General features: G+C 44.6%; 13 protein-coding genes. 4 read left to right on the top strand and 9 right to left on the bottom strand.

Translation table 11 applies throughout. From position 1 onward, the window contains the following. Positions 1 to 64: 64 nt before the first annotated feature. Positions 65 to 2,611, top strand: a complete 2,547-nt coding sequence (gepA, locus tag N646_RS11475; protein WP_017635014.1) for a phosphodiesterase GepA — start codon at positions 65 to 67, stop codon at positions 2,609 to 2,611. 147 nt (positions 2,612 to 2,758) lie between these two features. Then, a complete protein-coding gene (add, locus tag N646_RS11470; RefSeq protein ID WP_017821942.1) occupies positions 2,759 to 3,763 on the top strand; it encodes an adenosine deaminase in 1,005 nt (334 codons plus the stop codon). 69 nt (positions 3,764 to 3,832) lie between these two features. On the opposite strand, the gene hemN is transcribed toward add, so the two are convergent. The 5 genes from hemN to N646_RS11445 all read right to left on the bottom strand — a co-directional run bounded on the left by hemN (position 3,833) and on the right by N646_RS11445 (position 8,541). Beyond that, the gene (gene hemN / locus N646_RS11465; RefSeq protein ID WP_017821952.1) at positions 3,833 to 5,224 is read right to left on the bottom strand and encodes an oxygen-independent coproporphyrinogen III oxidase; all 1,392 of its coding nucleotides are present in this window, start codon (positions 5,222 to 5,224) and stop codon (positions 3,833 to 3,835) included. Positions 5,225 to 5,408: 184 nt separating this feature from the next. Continuing rightward, positions 5,409 to 5,897, bottom strand: a complete 489-nt coding sequence (locus tag N646_RS11460; protein ID WP_005379254.1) for a DUF2489 domain-containing protein — start codon at positions 5,895 to 5,897, stop codon at positions 5,409 to 5,411. A 7-nt stretch (positions 5,898 to 5,904) separates the two neighbouring features. Continuing rightward, positions 5,905 to 6,447 carry a Der GTPase-activating protein YihI gene (yihI, locus tag N646_RS11455; RefSeq protein ID WP_005379252.1) on the bottom strand — a complete coding sequence of 181 codons (543 nt, stop codon included), beginning with the start codon at positions 6,445 to 6,447 and terminating at the stop codon, positions 5,905 to 5,907. Next, positions 6,447 to 7,085 carry a class I SAM-dependent methyltransferase gene (locus N646_RS11450; RefSeq protein WP_017821951.1) on the bottom strand — a complete coding sequence of 213 codons (639 nt, stop codon included), beginning with the start codon at positions 7,083 to 7,085 and terminating at the stop codon, positions 6,447 to 6,449. Before N646_RS11450 ends, yihI begins: the two co-directional genes overlap by 1 nt. Positions 7,086 to 7,923: 838 nt before the next feature. Further along, entirely contained in the window at positions 7,924 to 8,541 is a 618-nt protein-coding gene (locus N646_RS11445; RefSeq protein WP_017821950.1) for a c-type cytochrome, read from the bottom strand. Positions 8,542 to 8,700: 159 nt separating this feature from the next. Between N646_RS11445 and yihA the strand changes: the two genes are divergently transcribed. Continuing rightward, complete coding sequence (gene yihA, locus N646_RS11440) at positions 8,701 to 9,360, top strand: ribosome biogenesis GTP-binding protein YihA/YsxC (RefSeq protein ID WP_017635019.1); 660 nt, start codon at positions 8,701 to 8,703, stop codon at positions 9,358 to 9,360. Between the two features lie 506 nt (positions 9,361 to 9,866). Here the strand turns inward: yihA and N646_RS25215 are convergent. The 4 genes from N646_RS25215 to hemB form a co-directional block, all read right to left on the bottom strand. Then, a complete protein-coding gene (locus N646_RS25215; RefSeq protein ID WP_438356636.1) occupies positions 9,867 to 9,914 on the bottom strand; it encodes a hypothetical protein in 48 nt (15 codons plus the stop codon). 193 nt (positions 9,915 to 10,107) lie between these two features. Beyond that, entirely contained in the window at positions 10,108 to 12,894 is a 2,787-nt protein-coding gene (gene polA, locus N646_RS11435) for a DNA polymerase I (RefSeq protein WP_005379246.1), read from the bottom strand. Positions 12,895 to 13,513: 619 nt separating this feature from the next. Then, complete coding sequence (locus tag N646_RS11430; protein WP_005379245.1) at positions 13,514 to 13,948, bottom strand: GNAT family N-acetyltransferase; 435 nt, start codon at positions 13,946 to 13,948, stop codon at positions 13,514 to 13,516. Between the two features lie 127 nt (positions 13,949 to 14,075). Beyond that, a complete protein-coding gene (gene hemB, locus N646_RS11425) occupies positions 14,076 to 15,137 on the bottom strand; it encodes a porphobilinogen synthase (protein WP_031777176.1) in 1,062 nt (353 codons plus the stop codon). Between the two features lie 184 nt (positions 15,138 to 15,321). Between hemB and N646_RS11420 the strand changes: the two genes are divergently transcribed. Then, the gene (locus tag N646_RS11420; protein WP_017821949.1) at positions 15,322 to 16,083 is read left to right on the top strand and encodes a TatD family hydrolase; all 762 of its coding nucleotides are present in this window, start codon (positions 15,322 to 15,324) and stop codon (positions 16,081 to 16,083) included. Positions 16,084 to 16,104: the final 21 nt, after the last annotated feature.

Genomic DNA, 16,104 nt, shown 5'->3' with positions numbered 1-16,104 from the left:
GTCACTCGATATTAATAAAAACATCAGTACAATTGTGGCGCACCACCATCTATGTGATTAGGCGATGTCTACTGCTACGACTCAAATTACACTGCGTACTGCTGTTCTGATTCCATTTGTCATGATCTTCTTACTGGCGATCGGTGTCATTGTCTACGTCCAAAAACAAAGTTACGAAGAAGTGGTCACGGATATCAGTGACAAGCAACTTTCCGTGTTAACCGAAAGTGTCCACGACCACCTCAATAGCTATCTACGTAAGCCTTTTACTGCGGTTATGGCTCTCGCGCACAACGTCAGCTATCACAACCTTTATCGCCCTCACGATACCTCAGACATTCAAAACTACCTGCTAAGTGCATTCAAAAATCTTTACCAATCGATACCGCAGTTGGATGTAATCGCATTTGGTTCAGAAAACGGCGACTTTGCAGGCTTTCGCCGCGAACTTTCCGACGATTACACCTTAATGGTGCAAGATCGCCACACCGATGGTGATCTGGTTATTTATGGAACCAACCATGTGAGTAACAACATTCGAACGGTTATCTCCCAATACGATCCTCGCACTCGCCCATGGTATAAGCCCGTTGCAGAGAGCCAAAACGCCACTTGGTCTGAAATTTATACCAACGCTGATGAACGCCAGGATATTACGCTATCAGCCATGACGCCGGTGTACAAACACGACCAATTTGCTGGTGTTTTGGTGACAGACATTCGTATCAATACATTCAACGAATTCCTGCGCGAGTTAAAATACAACACTAAAGCGTCGGTCTACATCATGGACCCAGATCATCGTTTAATCGCTCACTCAGGCCCGGGAAGCGTCATCTCATGGGGCACAAAATTTTCGGATAAAGGGCAGCGTTTGCTTGCCGCTGAAAACGCAGACCCGATCATCAAAATCAGTGCGAGCCGCGTCCGGTCTTTCGATCTCAACAACACCAAGCAACCTTATACTTTTTCATTTGAACATGATGGACAACGTATTTTCAGTCGGCTAACCCCGTATCGAGACCAAGATGGCTTAACATGGTTTATTGGCACCTCCATTTCGGAGTCCGAGCTTCTCGGCCTGTTACCAAAAAGCCAGCAAGAGAGTTGGCTCGTTGGCATTATTGTAAGCCTATTTGGGATCGCCATCAGTTGGATCATTTTCAACCGAGTTACCAGACCAATTAACGCGACGGCCGCCGCCGCTCAGCACCTGGCAAATGGGGATTGGGATAGCGGCATGCCAAAGCCTGGTTATGTGTATGAGACAACCGTACTGGTTCATGCTTTTAATGAAATGGCGAACAATCTAAGAGCTTCATTCAAAGCATTGCGTGAACAGTTAGTTTATGACTCTCTAACACGCTTATATAGCCGTCAGGGTTTGGTCGAAATCTGTGAAAATCAGTCTCATCTTTGTCACGGCAGTTTATTTTTACTTGGTATCAACAAATTTAGAGATATCAACGACAGTGTGGGTCATCACAACGGCGACCAGTTGTTGGTCAGCATCGCTGAAAGGCTAAAACAGCAGTTTCGTGACAACGCATTATTGGCTCGGATTGGTGGTGATGAGTTCGCGGTGTTTCTCTCAAATGTCGACACTGAAACCAAAATTAAACAAACCGAGCGTCGATTACAGCAACTCTTTTCCACCCCATTTATGGTGGAAGGCGAGAATGTAGTGATGAAGATTTCACTTGGTATTGTACAAACCCAGCCAAACGAAACCATGCCTTTATGGTTACGCAACGCCAGCATCGCATTAAGTTACGCTAAACAAGACTCACTGACTGGTGTTTGTCACTACAGCCCAGAACTAGCGAGCGCTTCAAAGTTTCGTACGCAAATGCTGACCAAGATCCAAACTGGCATTGAAAACCGAGAGTTTATTCCTCATTACCAACCGATTGTGGATCTCGTCAGTGGCACAGTGTGTGGCGCCGAAGCACTGGCGCGTTGGCATAGCGACTCAGGTATGGTGTCACCATTAGATTTTATCCCAATCGCGGAAGAAAGCGGCATGATCAAAGCCATCGGCCAACAGATTCTGTTACAAGCTTGTCGCGACACTTACCAAGCGATCGAAAGCAAACAGTGGCCGTCGGACTTCCAACTGCATGTGAATATCTCCGTTAATCAACTATCTTGCCCAAGTTTTGTTGATACGGTGACAAGCGTATTGGATATCACGAAATTACCAGCAAGTAACCTCACACTAGAGATCACAGAATCACGTATCATTGATAGCGCACCGACCACACTAGAAAATATGACTAAACTGCGTGAAATGGGTATTGGTATCGCGATAGATGACTTTGGCACCGGCTACTCATCACTGGGTTACCTCCACTCTCTGCCGTTTACCTGCTTGAAGATTGATCGCACCTTCATCAATCAACTCACACAAGAAAACTTAAACAGTTCAGTCGTCGCTGCCGTCATCAATATCACAGCAGGTCTCAAAACTAATGTCGTCGCGGAAGGTGTCGAGGATAGCAATCAAGCACAATTACTGCGCTCTTTAGGCTGTAATCAGGTGCAAGGCTTCTACTACAGCCGCCCTATGCCACTAGAAGAATGGCCAACACATTTGGTGAACATGAAGTAGAAAAGAGCGAGAATCGTTGATTTCCTAGTCATCCTCTACTGACAATCTACCCAACTGTTATTTATACTTAACTGCAAATCTTACCCATGTATTGTCACAGATGATGTTTGGGCCCTGTTCCAGTTCATAACTATCCGGATCGACAAAATGATAACGAAGAACCTTCCTCTTACTGATTTGCACCGTCACCTCGACGGTAACATTCGTACTAAAACGATTCTTGAGCTAGGCCAAAAGTTTGGCATTGCCCTACCAGCGTACGATATTGAGTCTCTCACTCCTCACGTTCAAATTGTCGAAGCGGAACCCTCTCTTGTTGCTTTCCTTTCTAAGCTCGACTGGGGTGTTGCTGTACTGGGCGATCTAGATGCGTGTCGTCGTGTCGCGTACGAAAACGTAGAAGACGCGCTAAACGCACAAATCGATTACGCAGAGCTGCGTTTCTCTCCTTACTACATGGCGATGAAACACAAACTACCAGTAACGGGGGTTGTTGAAGCCGTCGTGGACGGTGTGCAAGCGGGTATGCGCGATTTTGGCGTGAAAGCCAACCTGATCGGTATCATGAGTCGCACATTTGGCACTGACGCATGTCAACAAGAACTGGACGGCATTCTGAGCCAGAAAGATCACATCGTTGCCGTCGACCTTGCGGGTGACGAGCTAGGCCAACCGGGTGATCGCTTTGTGTCTCACTTCAAGCAAGTACGCGATGCTGGCCTTGGGGTAACGGTCCATGCTGGTGAAGCAGCAGGTGCAGAGAGCATGTGGCAAGCAATCAATGAGCTGGGCGCAACTCGTATCGGTCACGGCGTAAAAGCGATTCACGATCCAAAACTGATGGATTACCTAGCAGAAAACCGCATTGGTATTGAATCTTGCCTGACGTCAAACTACCAAACAAGTACGGTAGAAACGCTAGAAAACCACCCTCTCAAGCAGTTCCTAGAGCATGGCGTTCTTGCGTGTCTGAACACTGACGATCCAGCGGTTGAAGGTATCGAACTGCCATACGAATACGAAGTAGCGGCACCAGCCGCTGGCCTGAGCCAAGACCAGATTCGCCAAGCGCAAATCAATGGCCTTGAGATTGCGTTCCTTTCAGAAGCAGAAAAATCGGAACTGAGAGAAAAAGTAAAAGATCGCGCTTAAATCCAGCGAAAACATAAAAAAATGCCAGCATCTGCTGGCATTTTTTATATCTTGAATCTGTATCTCTGATTAAATAACACGAGAGAACTGTTGCTGACGTGCCTTTGCTCGTAGGTATTTATCGAAGCTCATACAAATATTACGGATCAACAAACGACCTCGCAGCGTCACACGAATTTCATTGTCATCCACTTCCACCAGCTCATCGTTAATAAAGGTCTGAAGTAGCTGCAAATCTTCTTTAAAGTACTGTTCAAACCTCACTTTAAACTCAGACTCAATGGCTTTCTTGTCTAACTTGAAGTTACAAATCAGCTGCTTAATCACTTCGCGACGGAGCAAATCATCGGAGTCCAGAGAGACCCCTTTCCATAGAGCGTGACGAAGTTCGTTGACTTGAGCGTAGTATTTCTTCAGCTCTTTCTGGTTTTGCGCGTACGCATCGCCGATCATCGAGATTGCAGAAACACCAAAGCCAACCAAGTCACATTCACCTTGTGTGGTGTAGCCTTGGAAATTGCGATGCAAAATACCTTCGCGCTGGGCAACAGCAAGTTCATCGTCCGGCAAAGCAAAGTGGTCCATACCGATAAATTGGTAGCCAGCATCAGTCAGTGTCGCGATGGTGTCTTGCAGAATCGCCATCTTCTCTTCTGCCTTTGGCAGGTCTTCGTCTTTAATCTTACGCTGCGCTGCAAATAGCTGTGGCATGTGCGCGTAGTTAAACACGGATAGACGGCCCGGCTGCATCTCTAGCACTTGTTCTAGAGTCTTGGCAAAAGATTCTTTGGTCTGCTTCGGTAAACCGTAAATTAAATCTAGGTTCGTCGAACGAAAGCCTAACTCTTTTGCGCGCGCAACCATCGCAACGATGAACTCTTCATCTTGCTCACGATTCACCAGCTTTTGCACTTCTTTGTTGAAGTCCTGAACACCGATGCTCAAGCGATTGAAGCCTTCACTACGCAGATGATCCAGCATGGTCAGCTCGATTTCACGCGGGTCAACCTCGATACTGATTTCAGCATCGCTACTAAAAGTAAACTCTTGGCGTAGCAGGCTCATTACACGCGTGATTTGCTTTTCAGAGAGAAACGTCGGTGTACCACCACCAAAATGCAATTGCGTCACGGTGCGACCAACAAGTAATGCAGCACGTTGACGAATTTCGTGTTCAAGCACGTCGAGGTATTCATCCGCTTTGTGCGAATGGCGTGTAATGACTTTATTACATCCACAGTAGTAACAAAGCTTGTGACAGAACGGAATGTGTACGTACAGCGATAATGGGCGTTCTGGGTATTGAGTGCATGCCATATCATAATCAGAAATGGTGAACGCTTCATGAAACTCCAGCGCCGTTGGGTACGACGTATAACGAGGCCCGGAATAGTTGTACTTATCCAATACCGCTTGATCCCAGACGATTTGCTGTTTCGATTCAGTGTGTTGATTCGACATGGTGGTACTTTCCGTTAAATGCTAGGGCAACGAAAGCCGTCACCCGATATTCAGAGCCGCTATTTTGCCATACGACGATGACAAGCGTGGCAACGCCGACTGGCTTTTTAAGTATAAAACTAAAGAAGTGCTAGCGTGATCACGATACCCCCATTAGTCATAAGGAGACTATTGGGGGTCGCGCTTAAATCATCTGAATATTGATTTGATTATTCAGTGGCTGGACGTTTTTCTGCAACACTTTGAGCTCCTCAATAATCGCATCAGTGAGGCGGCTTTCCGCTTTATGACGCGTCAAGTTCTGTTGCATACGCTCTTTCTTGGCAAGTTGTTGGCGTTCTTCGCCACGCGCCATATCTTTCACTATGTGGTAAAGCTCAGAAATCGCAGGGTACGTTTTATCGAAATCAACGCGGTCTTCACCTTGTACATAATCCATGATGTTATACACACGGATACTGATTTCAGATAAATCGCACTGCCCTTGAATGCCCGCCTGACACAAGGTATGCACATTCTCAAAAATGTTGGCGTTACGTTTGTCTATCGCCAATTTTTGATGCTTCAGCTGCAATTCCTTTTGCTTTTTCAATTGAAGCAGAAGGTAACCTGCATAAGAAGCGAGTGCGATGATAATCACAACACCAGCAATAGCTAATAAGGTTACATTCATAGCTTAATTATCCTTTATAGTCGTCGAAATTAATGTCGTCGAAATCTGCCAGCAAGTCATCATCGTTGCGCGTGCTTTTCTCAGCAGGTGCAGTGAAGTCTTCCTCTTCTTCAGGTTCCAACAAACCTAGTTGGTCCATTAGCTTCTCAATGCGATCGAGTTTCTCATCGACGAATTTCTGTAGACCTGTGCCCAGGTTTTCACCCGCTTCAATACGGTCTAGCAACACGTTCAATTGCGCGTCATTTTCTAGCATCTCTAGTTCTTGCTCTGCCGACAAACGACGCTCTTGCTTCGTCATTTTCTTCGCAGGTTCAACAATCAGAGGTATTTTCTTTTTGCTGCCTAAGCGCGGGTCGCGATTTTGTGCAGCAGCTTGCTTTTTCTGCTCGTTAACTTCTGAGTTACGGTTACCCGTTTTCAGACCTTTACGCTTTTTAGCACGCTTGCGTAAGCGGCCTTCCACATCAGATTCTGTACGGTTACGAGTTACAACAAACTCAGGTGCACCAGCGGCACCCGGTTTTCTAGATTTTTTACTACGGCTCATTACTGGGGTTTCCTCAGTAAAATTACATCATTACCAATAAATTCGAGTTCGAGCTTATCCCGCTCTGCTAGGAACTGGAACGTGTCACGACTAAAGAACACTACGTGAGTGAGATCGTTCTTATAATGCCATGATTTGAAAGCCTCCACGTCGATGACCATTTTCGTCATCAGGCCTATCCAGCCCCCTGGCTTAACTAAATTCAACCATTGCTTCCACACCAAATCTGGGTGGTAGAGGTGCTCTATCACCTCTGTTGCTGTCATGAAGTCGTACGTTTTTTCTAAAACCGACGTATCAGGGTGGTAGTAGAGATCGTACAACGCCATGTTGTGCCCCGCCTCTTCCAGCATCAAGGAGAGCGTTGGGCCAGGACCACAACCAAAGTCGATACCATTTGATTGTGGAGAAATTCGCTCTGTGATCGGGTCAGTAATACGCGACAAAAAGCGTCGGTAACCCAAATCATCGGGGTTGTTCTCATGCAAATCATAGTGAGCTTTTTCGCTTTCCGCATCCAAACGTTGGTCTGGATTTACGAATACCAAGCTGCACTGCTCACATTGAAGATATTCACGACGCTTATCTTCAAAATAATGGTGAGTGCGCTGATTTTGGCATAAAGGACAGGTATGCATGCTGACTTCCTCAAACAGGGATGCGAAACATACCAGAAAGTGAACTCGGATTGGAGTGTTGTTGAGTATTTTTTCAGCAATTTTTGTTAAAAAACTTTGTTTACAACCTATAACGCTAAATAAGTGCAGTAATATCAATTCAAGTTACGACTGAGCAAGTCAACGGATATAAAAAAAGCGACAGTCAGACTGTCGCTTTCTAAGTGCCATCAATTGGCGAAACTGTGTTGCACACATTTGGTGCACCAATGATCCCTTTGTTTTTAGAGCTTTCCCTGCCAAAAAGAGTTGTTTTTCATCTTCCTGATGAATTTTGGCTATCCGTTTACTTCCTGTCTACTGAGCAACTTCCTGTGCCTGATCCGTTTCACTGTCTTAACCGTCAGACGAGATGACCATCCTTATCTGATAGGCTCCCTACCTATCTAAATCCCTTTCTAAATCACCAAGCATCCGAGCTACATCCTTGGAGACCTAAACCGTGGTCTTAAATCCTTACATTCACTCCCTGTGAACGACTTCTACTTTACGCCATCCCGTTATGCTCACAAGTAATGGGTTGAAAAAATAATCCGCCTATTTTTCTAAAAAATCAAAATTATCATTTAATCAAAAACTTAAAAACACTAACAAGAAAAAGCCAACATCAAGTATGGCAAATGTCTCACAAACTGCCGAGCCAACTATCGCTTTCGCATCCAAACTCGACTGTGATATCTGTCACGAACAAAAATGCCTAGTGGATTCACTAGGGCATTTTTGTTACAAGTTGCTCGAACGATGTAGGGACATCTACCCAACCAGCTCAAGATGCAGGTTCTTGAGCGATTTAGGTATATTAGTGCAGACCGCCAACGTATTTAGACAGCACTTCGATATCTTCGTCTGTCATTTTCTTCGCGATGTCGCGCATCATGGCATTCATATCATTACCACGGTCGCCATCACGGAATTTTTCTAGCTGAGCTTTGATGTAGTCAGCATGCTGACCAGAAATTTTCGGGAAACCTGAAAGCTCAGTACCATTGCCACGAGGACCATGACATGCAATACATGCGGTTAGGCCACGCTCGGCATCACCAGCGGTATAAAGCGTTTTGCCTTTTGCTACTACATCTTCAGGTGTTGAGTTTTCTGAAACTGGTAGCGAAGCGTAGTAAGCAGATAGGTCTGCGATATCTTCATCGCTCAGTGGCATTGCCATACCACTCATTACAGGATCGTAACGACCTTGTTTACCACCACTTGTCATGCCTAGCTTAAGTTCTTTTAACTGCTTCTCAAGATACTTAGCGTGTTGGCCTGCGAGTTTCGGGTACGTTGTTATTGCACTGTTGCCATCTGCTCCGTGACAGGCGACACAGGTTTGTGATTTTGCTTTACCAGCCTCAATATTACCTTGGGCCCATACTGAGCAACTGGCTAAAAGACTCAAAATTAGCGCTAATTTATTCATGACATTCCATTATAATTATCAAGCTTCCAGTACCACGGAATGTGAACATACCGCGTACACTCATGGTACAATAGGCGACCTTATGCCGAGCACGGTTATTTTACACATTTTCACAAAAAAGTAATCAATCGACTACACAAAGTCGAGATGGAGTTAACAGTGAGCGTAAAAATTCATTACCAAAATACGCATTTCATCACCAGCGCACCCGATATTCGTCACCTGCCGGAAGACGAAGGTGTCGAAATTGCGTTTGCAGGACGCTCAAACGCTGGTAAATCGAGTGCACTTAACCGTCTAACTAATCAAAAAAGCTTAGCCAAGACATCAAAGACACCTGGTCGTACGCAATTAATCAACCTTTTCAAAGTAGAAGAAGGTTGTCACATTGTCGATCTACCTGGATACGGTTTTGCTCAAGTACCGGTAGAGATGAAAAACAAATGGCAGAAATCTTTGGGTGAATACCTACAGAAACGCGAGTGCCTAAAAGGCTTAGTGGTTCTAATGGACATTCGTCATCCAATGAAAGATCTCGACCAACAAATGATTTTCTGGGCCATCGATAGCCACATTCCTGTGCAAGTTTTGCTAACCAAAGCAGATAAACTAAAAAGTGGTGCACGCAAACAAACTCTACTGAAAGTTCGTAAGCAAGTAGAAACTTTCGGTGGTGACGTTTCTGTTGATGTGTTCTCTTCACTGAAAGGATTAGGTGTCGATCAGCTACGTGCAAAACTGGATACCTGGTTTGCACCAGCACTAGCACACCTGATAGAAGAAGACGAACAAGAGATACCTGCGAGCGATGAAGAATAATTAACAATATTTGTTAAATTTCTTCGACACGGCCCTGCCATTTGGTGGGGCTTTTGTTTATCTGAACTAAATAACAGGCAATAAAAATCCCCGCCTTCCTGGCAGGGATAACGGGAGAGAAAAATTGGTAATTATTGTTATGTGACGAAGCATTGCTGAACTGAGATTCGATTTCAATAGGTTAAAAAGCGCTCTTGTTTCCTGTGTATCACCAAACATTCACTCCAAAAACACCCAATAGCGTTACAATTCAGACAGTTAAGCCAAGCAAATCTTCAAAAAGATGTAACTTAGTTTCTTTCAAGAAAAAATAATAGTGTGACTGACGTAAATTTACAGGATGAATAACGCAATAAATTTGAAGGAAAAATCGAGATTTTGCAGTGACTTAGAAAGGTCAAAAAAGAAGGTTTTTGAAGGCTAACTTTAAGCTACTGATCCAAAAGAATAATTTTCTTTCGCCCAATAAAAAACGCCCCAGTCAAAAACTGACTGGGGCGGCTGAATCAGCCTAATCCAATAACGTGAAACAAAAGGTCTGAAAGATAGAACATCTTACCTCTGTACCCTACGAGTATTAATGTACAACAATTGGTCAGAATTGCAAAGAATTTTTGTAGTTTTTTTTCATGAAATTTTTATTAAGCAACATCAAAGTTAACTTTGCGCTAGCTTTTTTAATCTCAAAAAAAAGCCAGCGTTTGTGCGCTGGCTCATAATTAATTGGTTATTTTGGTCTAAAAGTGACTAATGAGCTTGATCCCAGTTATCACCGTGACCTGCTTCTGCAACCAACGGTACTTTTAGCTCTGCTGCAGATTCCATCAATTTCTGTACTTTACTTTCAATTTCGGACAATGATGACTCTTCAACTTCAAAGACCAATTCATCGTGTACTTGCATTAATAACTTCACACGACCATTGCCTTCTTCCTGAATCCACTGATCAACCAACAGCATCGCTTTCTTAATGATGTCCGCTGCCGTACCTTGCATTGGTGCGTTGATTGCCGCACGTTCAGCAGCTTTACGACGCATCCCGTTGCGCGATTTGATTTCTGGCAAATGCAAACGTCGACCAAAAATCGTTTCAACATACCCTTTATCTGCTGCTGTGCTGCGTGTGTCTTCCATGTACTGCATCACGCCTGGGTAACGTTCAAAGTATGTATCCATGTACGCTTGAGCCTCACCACGAGGAATGCCTAATTGCTTCGCCAAACCAAACGCACTCATGCCGTAAATAAGACCGAAATTAACCGCTTTCGCACGACGACGTTGCTCACTTGAAACGTCTTCAATAGAAACACCCATGATTTCTGCTGCGGTTGCCGCGTGGATATCTTTGCCATCACGGAATGCATCCAATAACGCTTGGTCACCAGAAAGGTGCGCCATGATGCGAAGTTCGATTTGCGAGTAGTCGACCGCTAAGATTTTATGCCCTGATGGCGCGACAAACGCTTGACGAATACGACGGCCAGCTTCGTTACGAATTGGAATGTTCTGTAAGTTCGGATCAGTAGAAGATAGACGACCCGTTGCGGTCACTGCTTGGTGGTAAGAAGTATGCACGCGACCCGTTGATGGGTTGATCATCTTCGGCAGTTTGTCGGTGTAAGTTGATTTTAGCTTCGCCAGACCACGGTATTCCAAAATCAGTTTTGGTAGTGGGTAGTCTAGTGCGAGTTCTTGCAGAACTTCTTCATTCGTCGATGGTGTGCCTGATGGCGTTTTCTTCACAACCGGTAAACCCATTTTTTCAAATAGGATGGCTTGTAATTGCTTTGGCGAGTTCATGTTAAACTCTTGCTCTGCAATTTCGTACGCTTTCTTTTCAAGCTCATCAAGGCGAGCGGTAATCTCGACCGACTGCGCACTCAGCTTCATTTCATCGATAAAGACCCCAGTGCGTTCAATGCGCGAAAGAACTGGCACCAACGGCATTTCAATCTCTTCGTAAACTGTCTTCAGGCTTTCATCCTGCTCGATATTAGCAAACAAGCGATTGTGCAGACGAAGGGTCACATCCGCATCTTCTGCCGCGTATGGCGATGCTTGTTCCAGTTCGATTTGGTTAAACGTAAGCTGATTTTTGCCTTTACCTGCAATTTGCTCAAAAGAAATGCAGCTGTGCTGTAGGAAGCGAAGCGCCAAGCTGTCCATATCGTGTTTACCGCCGACACTGTTGTAGATATACGATTCCAACATCGTGTCGTGCTTGATACCTTTTAGCTCAATGTCGTAACGAGCGAGTACAGACGCATCATACTTTAAGTTTTGACCGACTTTTGCTTTCGCTGCATCTTCAAGAATTGGCTTCAGCTGTTCTAGTACCCAATCACGATCAAGCTGTTCAGGCGCATCTAAATAGTCATGTGCAACTGGCACATAAGCCGCAATACCTTCATCGACAGCGAATGACAAACCAACTAGATTCGCTAGCATGTAATCTAGGTTATCGGTCTCCGTATCAAATGCAAACAGCTCAGCCGTTTGAAGTTTATCTAGCCAAGCATTGAAGGTTTCTTTATCCAGAATTGTTTCATATTGGCTGCGATCGATTGTTACCGCAGAAGTTTCCATCTCGGCTTGAGAAGAAGAAGCTTGTGAAGATCCTGCAAGCTCTACAGCCTCCACAGATCCAGAACCGCCTTCAAGTAGTTCATTCAACCAAGATTTAAACGTCAGTTGGCCATACAGCTTCACTAATTCGTCTTTATTTGGTTCCGCTTTCAGCAATGATTCTGGCGTTTCCTCAAGCTCAACATCCAATTTGATGGTCGCGAGCTCATACGAAAGCATGGCATTTTCTTTGTTGTCGATGAGCTTTTTCGCCATGGTTTTAGAACCACGGAAACCAAGCCCTGCAATATCATCGAGGTTTTCATACAACTTCGTCAGACCACCAATACCTTGCAGTAGTGCGGTCGCGGTTTTATCACCGACACCCGGTACACCAGGAATGTTATCTACTTTATCGCCCATCAGTGCTAAGTAGTCGATGATCAACTCAGGTGGAATGCCAAACTTTTCAACCACACCTTCACGATCCATTACGACGTTCGTCATGGTGTTGATCAAGGTAATGTTATCATCCACTAGCTGCGCCATGTCTTTATCACCAGTACTGATCAATACAGGCATGCCCTTTTGTGATGCTTGGTATGCTAACGTACCGATGACGTCATCCGCCTCGACGCCAGGAACACAGATCAGCGGCAAACCCATTGCACGAATAACATTGTGTAATGGTTCAATTTGACAACGCAGGTCATCCGGCATTGGCGGACGATTCGCTTTGTATTCTGCATACATATCATCACGAAAGGTTTTTCCCTTTGCATCGAAAACCACCGCGATGCGCTCAGACGCAAACTGACGCATCATGCTGCGTAACATGTTCACGACGCCGTAAACGGCATTAGTTGGAATTTCACCATTGCTCATGGTGCCCGGGTAGGCGTGAAAAGCGCGATATAGGTAAGAAGAGCCGTCGATAAGGATCAACGGATTTTCAGGAATACTTGCCATAATTGTCTGTATCCAATTCAGTACTTGAGAGATCTGCCTAGGATGCCATGACTGCTGATCCGAATCTATCTTGTTCGCTCGATCTAGGTCGCGTAAATTTTTCCGACTTTATTCACGAAAACACCACCTCCTGTGGATAACTCTGTTTATAGAAATTATCCACTGGTTATCCAATAACAAAAAACACAAGAAAACACCAACTCAAATCATTGATTTATAATAATAAATTCGCATAACGGCGAGAAGATCAACGATCCTAAAATGATCATCGCATGTGGAAAAGATATTAATAGTGACGTCAAATAGAAATCGTAGAAAAGAAAAAAGCGACCCGAATGGGGTCGCCTAGCAGAAGTGGTAAAGCAAATTCTGTAAATAGAGCAGCTTAACCAAGAAGCTATAAATTACACTGGAAGCAATGTGAGCAATGTCGTGTCAAAAAGAATTCGTGCAAGTTCTCGGAAAAATGTTTCATCACTTCTCAACTTTCAGTTAATTAACTTCTGTTAATAAGTCACTCAACGTCCTTGTGAACTTTCCTCATTCCCTAAGACAGGTTTAATAATAATGATTCTCATTTCGTAGTCAACAGTTAAATGAGAAAAAATCTCATTTATTTTCACATTGCTTTAATGAAATGCACTCGAGATTCTCGAAGATTTACTTTTTCTTCAAACTTTTCAATGATATAGCCATTTCTCAATAACAAGCGAAGCATAGCCGGAAACTGGTTTCGAGATTTCACTTTTAATGTGTTGTAGCCTTGTTCTGCCACCCAATCCTCTTGAGCTTCCAAAAGCAGCTGTGCCACGCCTTCATTTCGAGCTTCAGGGACAACACCACCTAACCAGCTATAGAAAACACCATCCTCTAATTCGTAACCTATTTTGAAGCCGACAATCGTGCCATTTTTTTCTGCAACGAGGATTAAACTGTTTTTCTCTTCTAAACGTTGAGTCATGGAGTCTACCGTTTCTCCTTTCGAAAACTCGGTAACACGCGCCACAACTTGAAGTGCTTCTTCCAATGTGCCTTCACGAATCAGCATTGTCATTGTTCTCTTCTCCAAAATAAAAATACCCAAGCACCTTGGATTGTTACTGTTGTAATCCGCCTGAGGTTACTTGGGTATATACAGACGAACAACTCTTGTTGGTCTGGTATTTCTCACTGAGCGATAATTACTCTTCTGTCGCTTCCGGAGTACGATTTAGGTGTTGAGCAGTTTGTGCATTCTCTTCTGCCAACCACTCAGCAACGTCTTTCGCAAAGTACGTTAAGATGCCATCTGCACCTGCACGTTTGAAGCACAATAGTGATTCCATCACAATTTCACGCTCTTTGAGCCAGCCATTCATGATCGCCGCTTTATGCATCGCGTACTCGCCAGAGACTTGATAAGCAAATGTCGGTACTTGAAGTTCAGTTTTTACTCGGCGAACTACATCTAAGTATGGCATACCAGGTTTAACCATCACCATGTCCGCACCTTCGTTGATGTCTAGCGCCACTTCGTGAATCGCTTCATCAATGTTTGCTGGGTCCATTTGGTAGTTTTTCTTGTTGCCGCCTTTTAGATTTGAAGAAGAGCCAACCGCATCACGGAATGGTCCGTAGTAGTTCGATGCGTACTTAGCCGAGTAAGCCATGATTTGAGTATGAATGTAGCCCGCGTTTTCTAATGCTTCGCGGATCTTACCAATTCGGCCATCCATCATGTCTGAAGGCGCGACTACGTCAGCACCCGCTTCTGCATGAGACAAAGCCTGCTTAACCAATACTTCTGTGGTTTCATCATTCATTACGTAGCCATCTTCATCGATGATGCCGTCTTGGCCATGTGTCGTGAATGGGTCGAGTGCCACGTCTGTGATTACACCAATTTGAGGAATGTGTTCTTTAAGCGCTCGTACTGCTCGCTGAACCAAACCTTCTGGGTTGTAGGCTTCAGTAGCACATAAGCTTTTAGCGTCTTGGTTTACGACAGGGAAAAGCGCGATTGCTGGAACGCCTAGATTTGCAAGGTATTGTGCTTCTTCTAGCATTAAATCAATCGACAAACGCTCTACACCCGGCATGGACTCCACGCTCTCACGACGATCTTTACCCATAAGAATGAACATTGGGTAAATCAGATCATTAACAGAAAGTTGGTTCTCAGCCATCAAACGACGACTAAAATCGTGCTTACGTAAACGACGCATACGGCGTGCAGGGAATGGACCTTGAATTGATACAGACACCATTTTCTCCTTGTCTGGACGGTTATGATGATCAAATCATCTGGTGAACAAAATCATATCACTCTTGATGCATGTTGCGAGTGACAATCTGGAAAAAGGTAATGAAAAAAACTGAAAATGACCCAGCACTCACACTCAAGTATACTTCGAATACGAAACCAACTATGAAGCACAGAGAGTAACGATGATCGATACCCACGCGCACATCTATGCCAGCGAATTTGATAACGACCGCGATGAAGTAGTACAACGCGCCTTAACGCAAGGCATTAATAAAATCCTGTTGCCAAACATCGATCTGGACTCTATTGAGCCCATGCTACAAACCGAAGCGGCATATCCTGACGTGTGCCACTCAATGATGGGACTCCACCCTTGTTATGTGGACAGCAATGTTGAACAAACGTTGGAGATCATCCGCGGTTGGTTTGAGAAACACAAGTTTATTGCGGTGGGCGAAATCGGTATCGACCTGTATTGGGATAAAACCTATCGTGCTGAGCAAGAAATGGCGTTCGTAGCTCAACTTAACTGGGCAAAAGAGATGGACTTACCAGTCGTTATCCACACTCGTGATTCGATTGAAGAAACACTCACTTTGCTAAGACAAGAGCAAGATGGTCGTCTGCGTGGTGTATTCCACTGTTTTGGAGGCAGCTTAGAAGAAGCGCAAGCAATCAATGAGCTAGGCTTCCACTTAGGCTTGGGTGGCGTATCGACCTTTAAGAATGGCGGGATGGATAAAGTCATTCCACATTTGGATATGCAGTGGGTCATTTTAGAAACCGACTGTCCATATTTAGCGCCTGTGCCACACCGTGGTAAACGTAATGAACCAGCCTACACTTCTCTCGTTGCACAACGTGTTGCCGACTTGCGTGATGTCGACATCGCAACCATCGATGCCATAACGACTGAGAATGCCAAAAAGCTGTTTAATATTTAATTCACGAGAATTGAAAAAAGC

It is taken from the genome of Vibrio alginolyticus NBRC 15630 = ATCC 17749 (assembly GCF_000354175.2).
In the GTDB taxonomy this organism is placed as follows: Bacteria; Pseudomonadota; Gammaproteobacteria; order Enterobacterales; family Vibrionaceae; genus Vibrio; species Vibrio alginolyticus.
The sequence above is the reverse complement of the archived record's forward strand: the minus strand, read 5'-3'. Positions and strand labels throughout refer to the sequence as shown.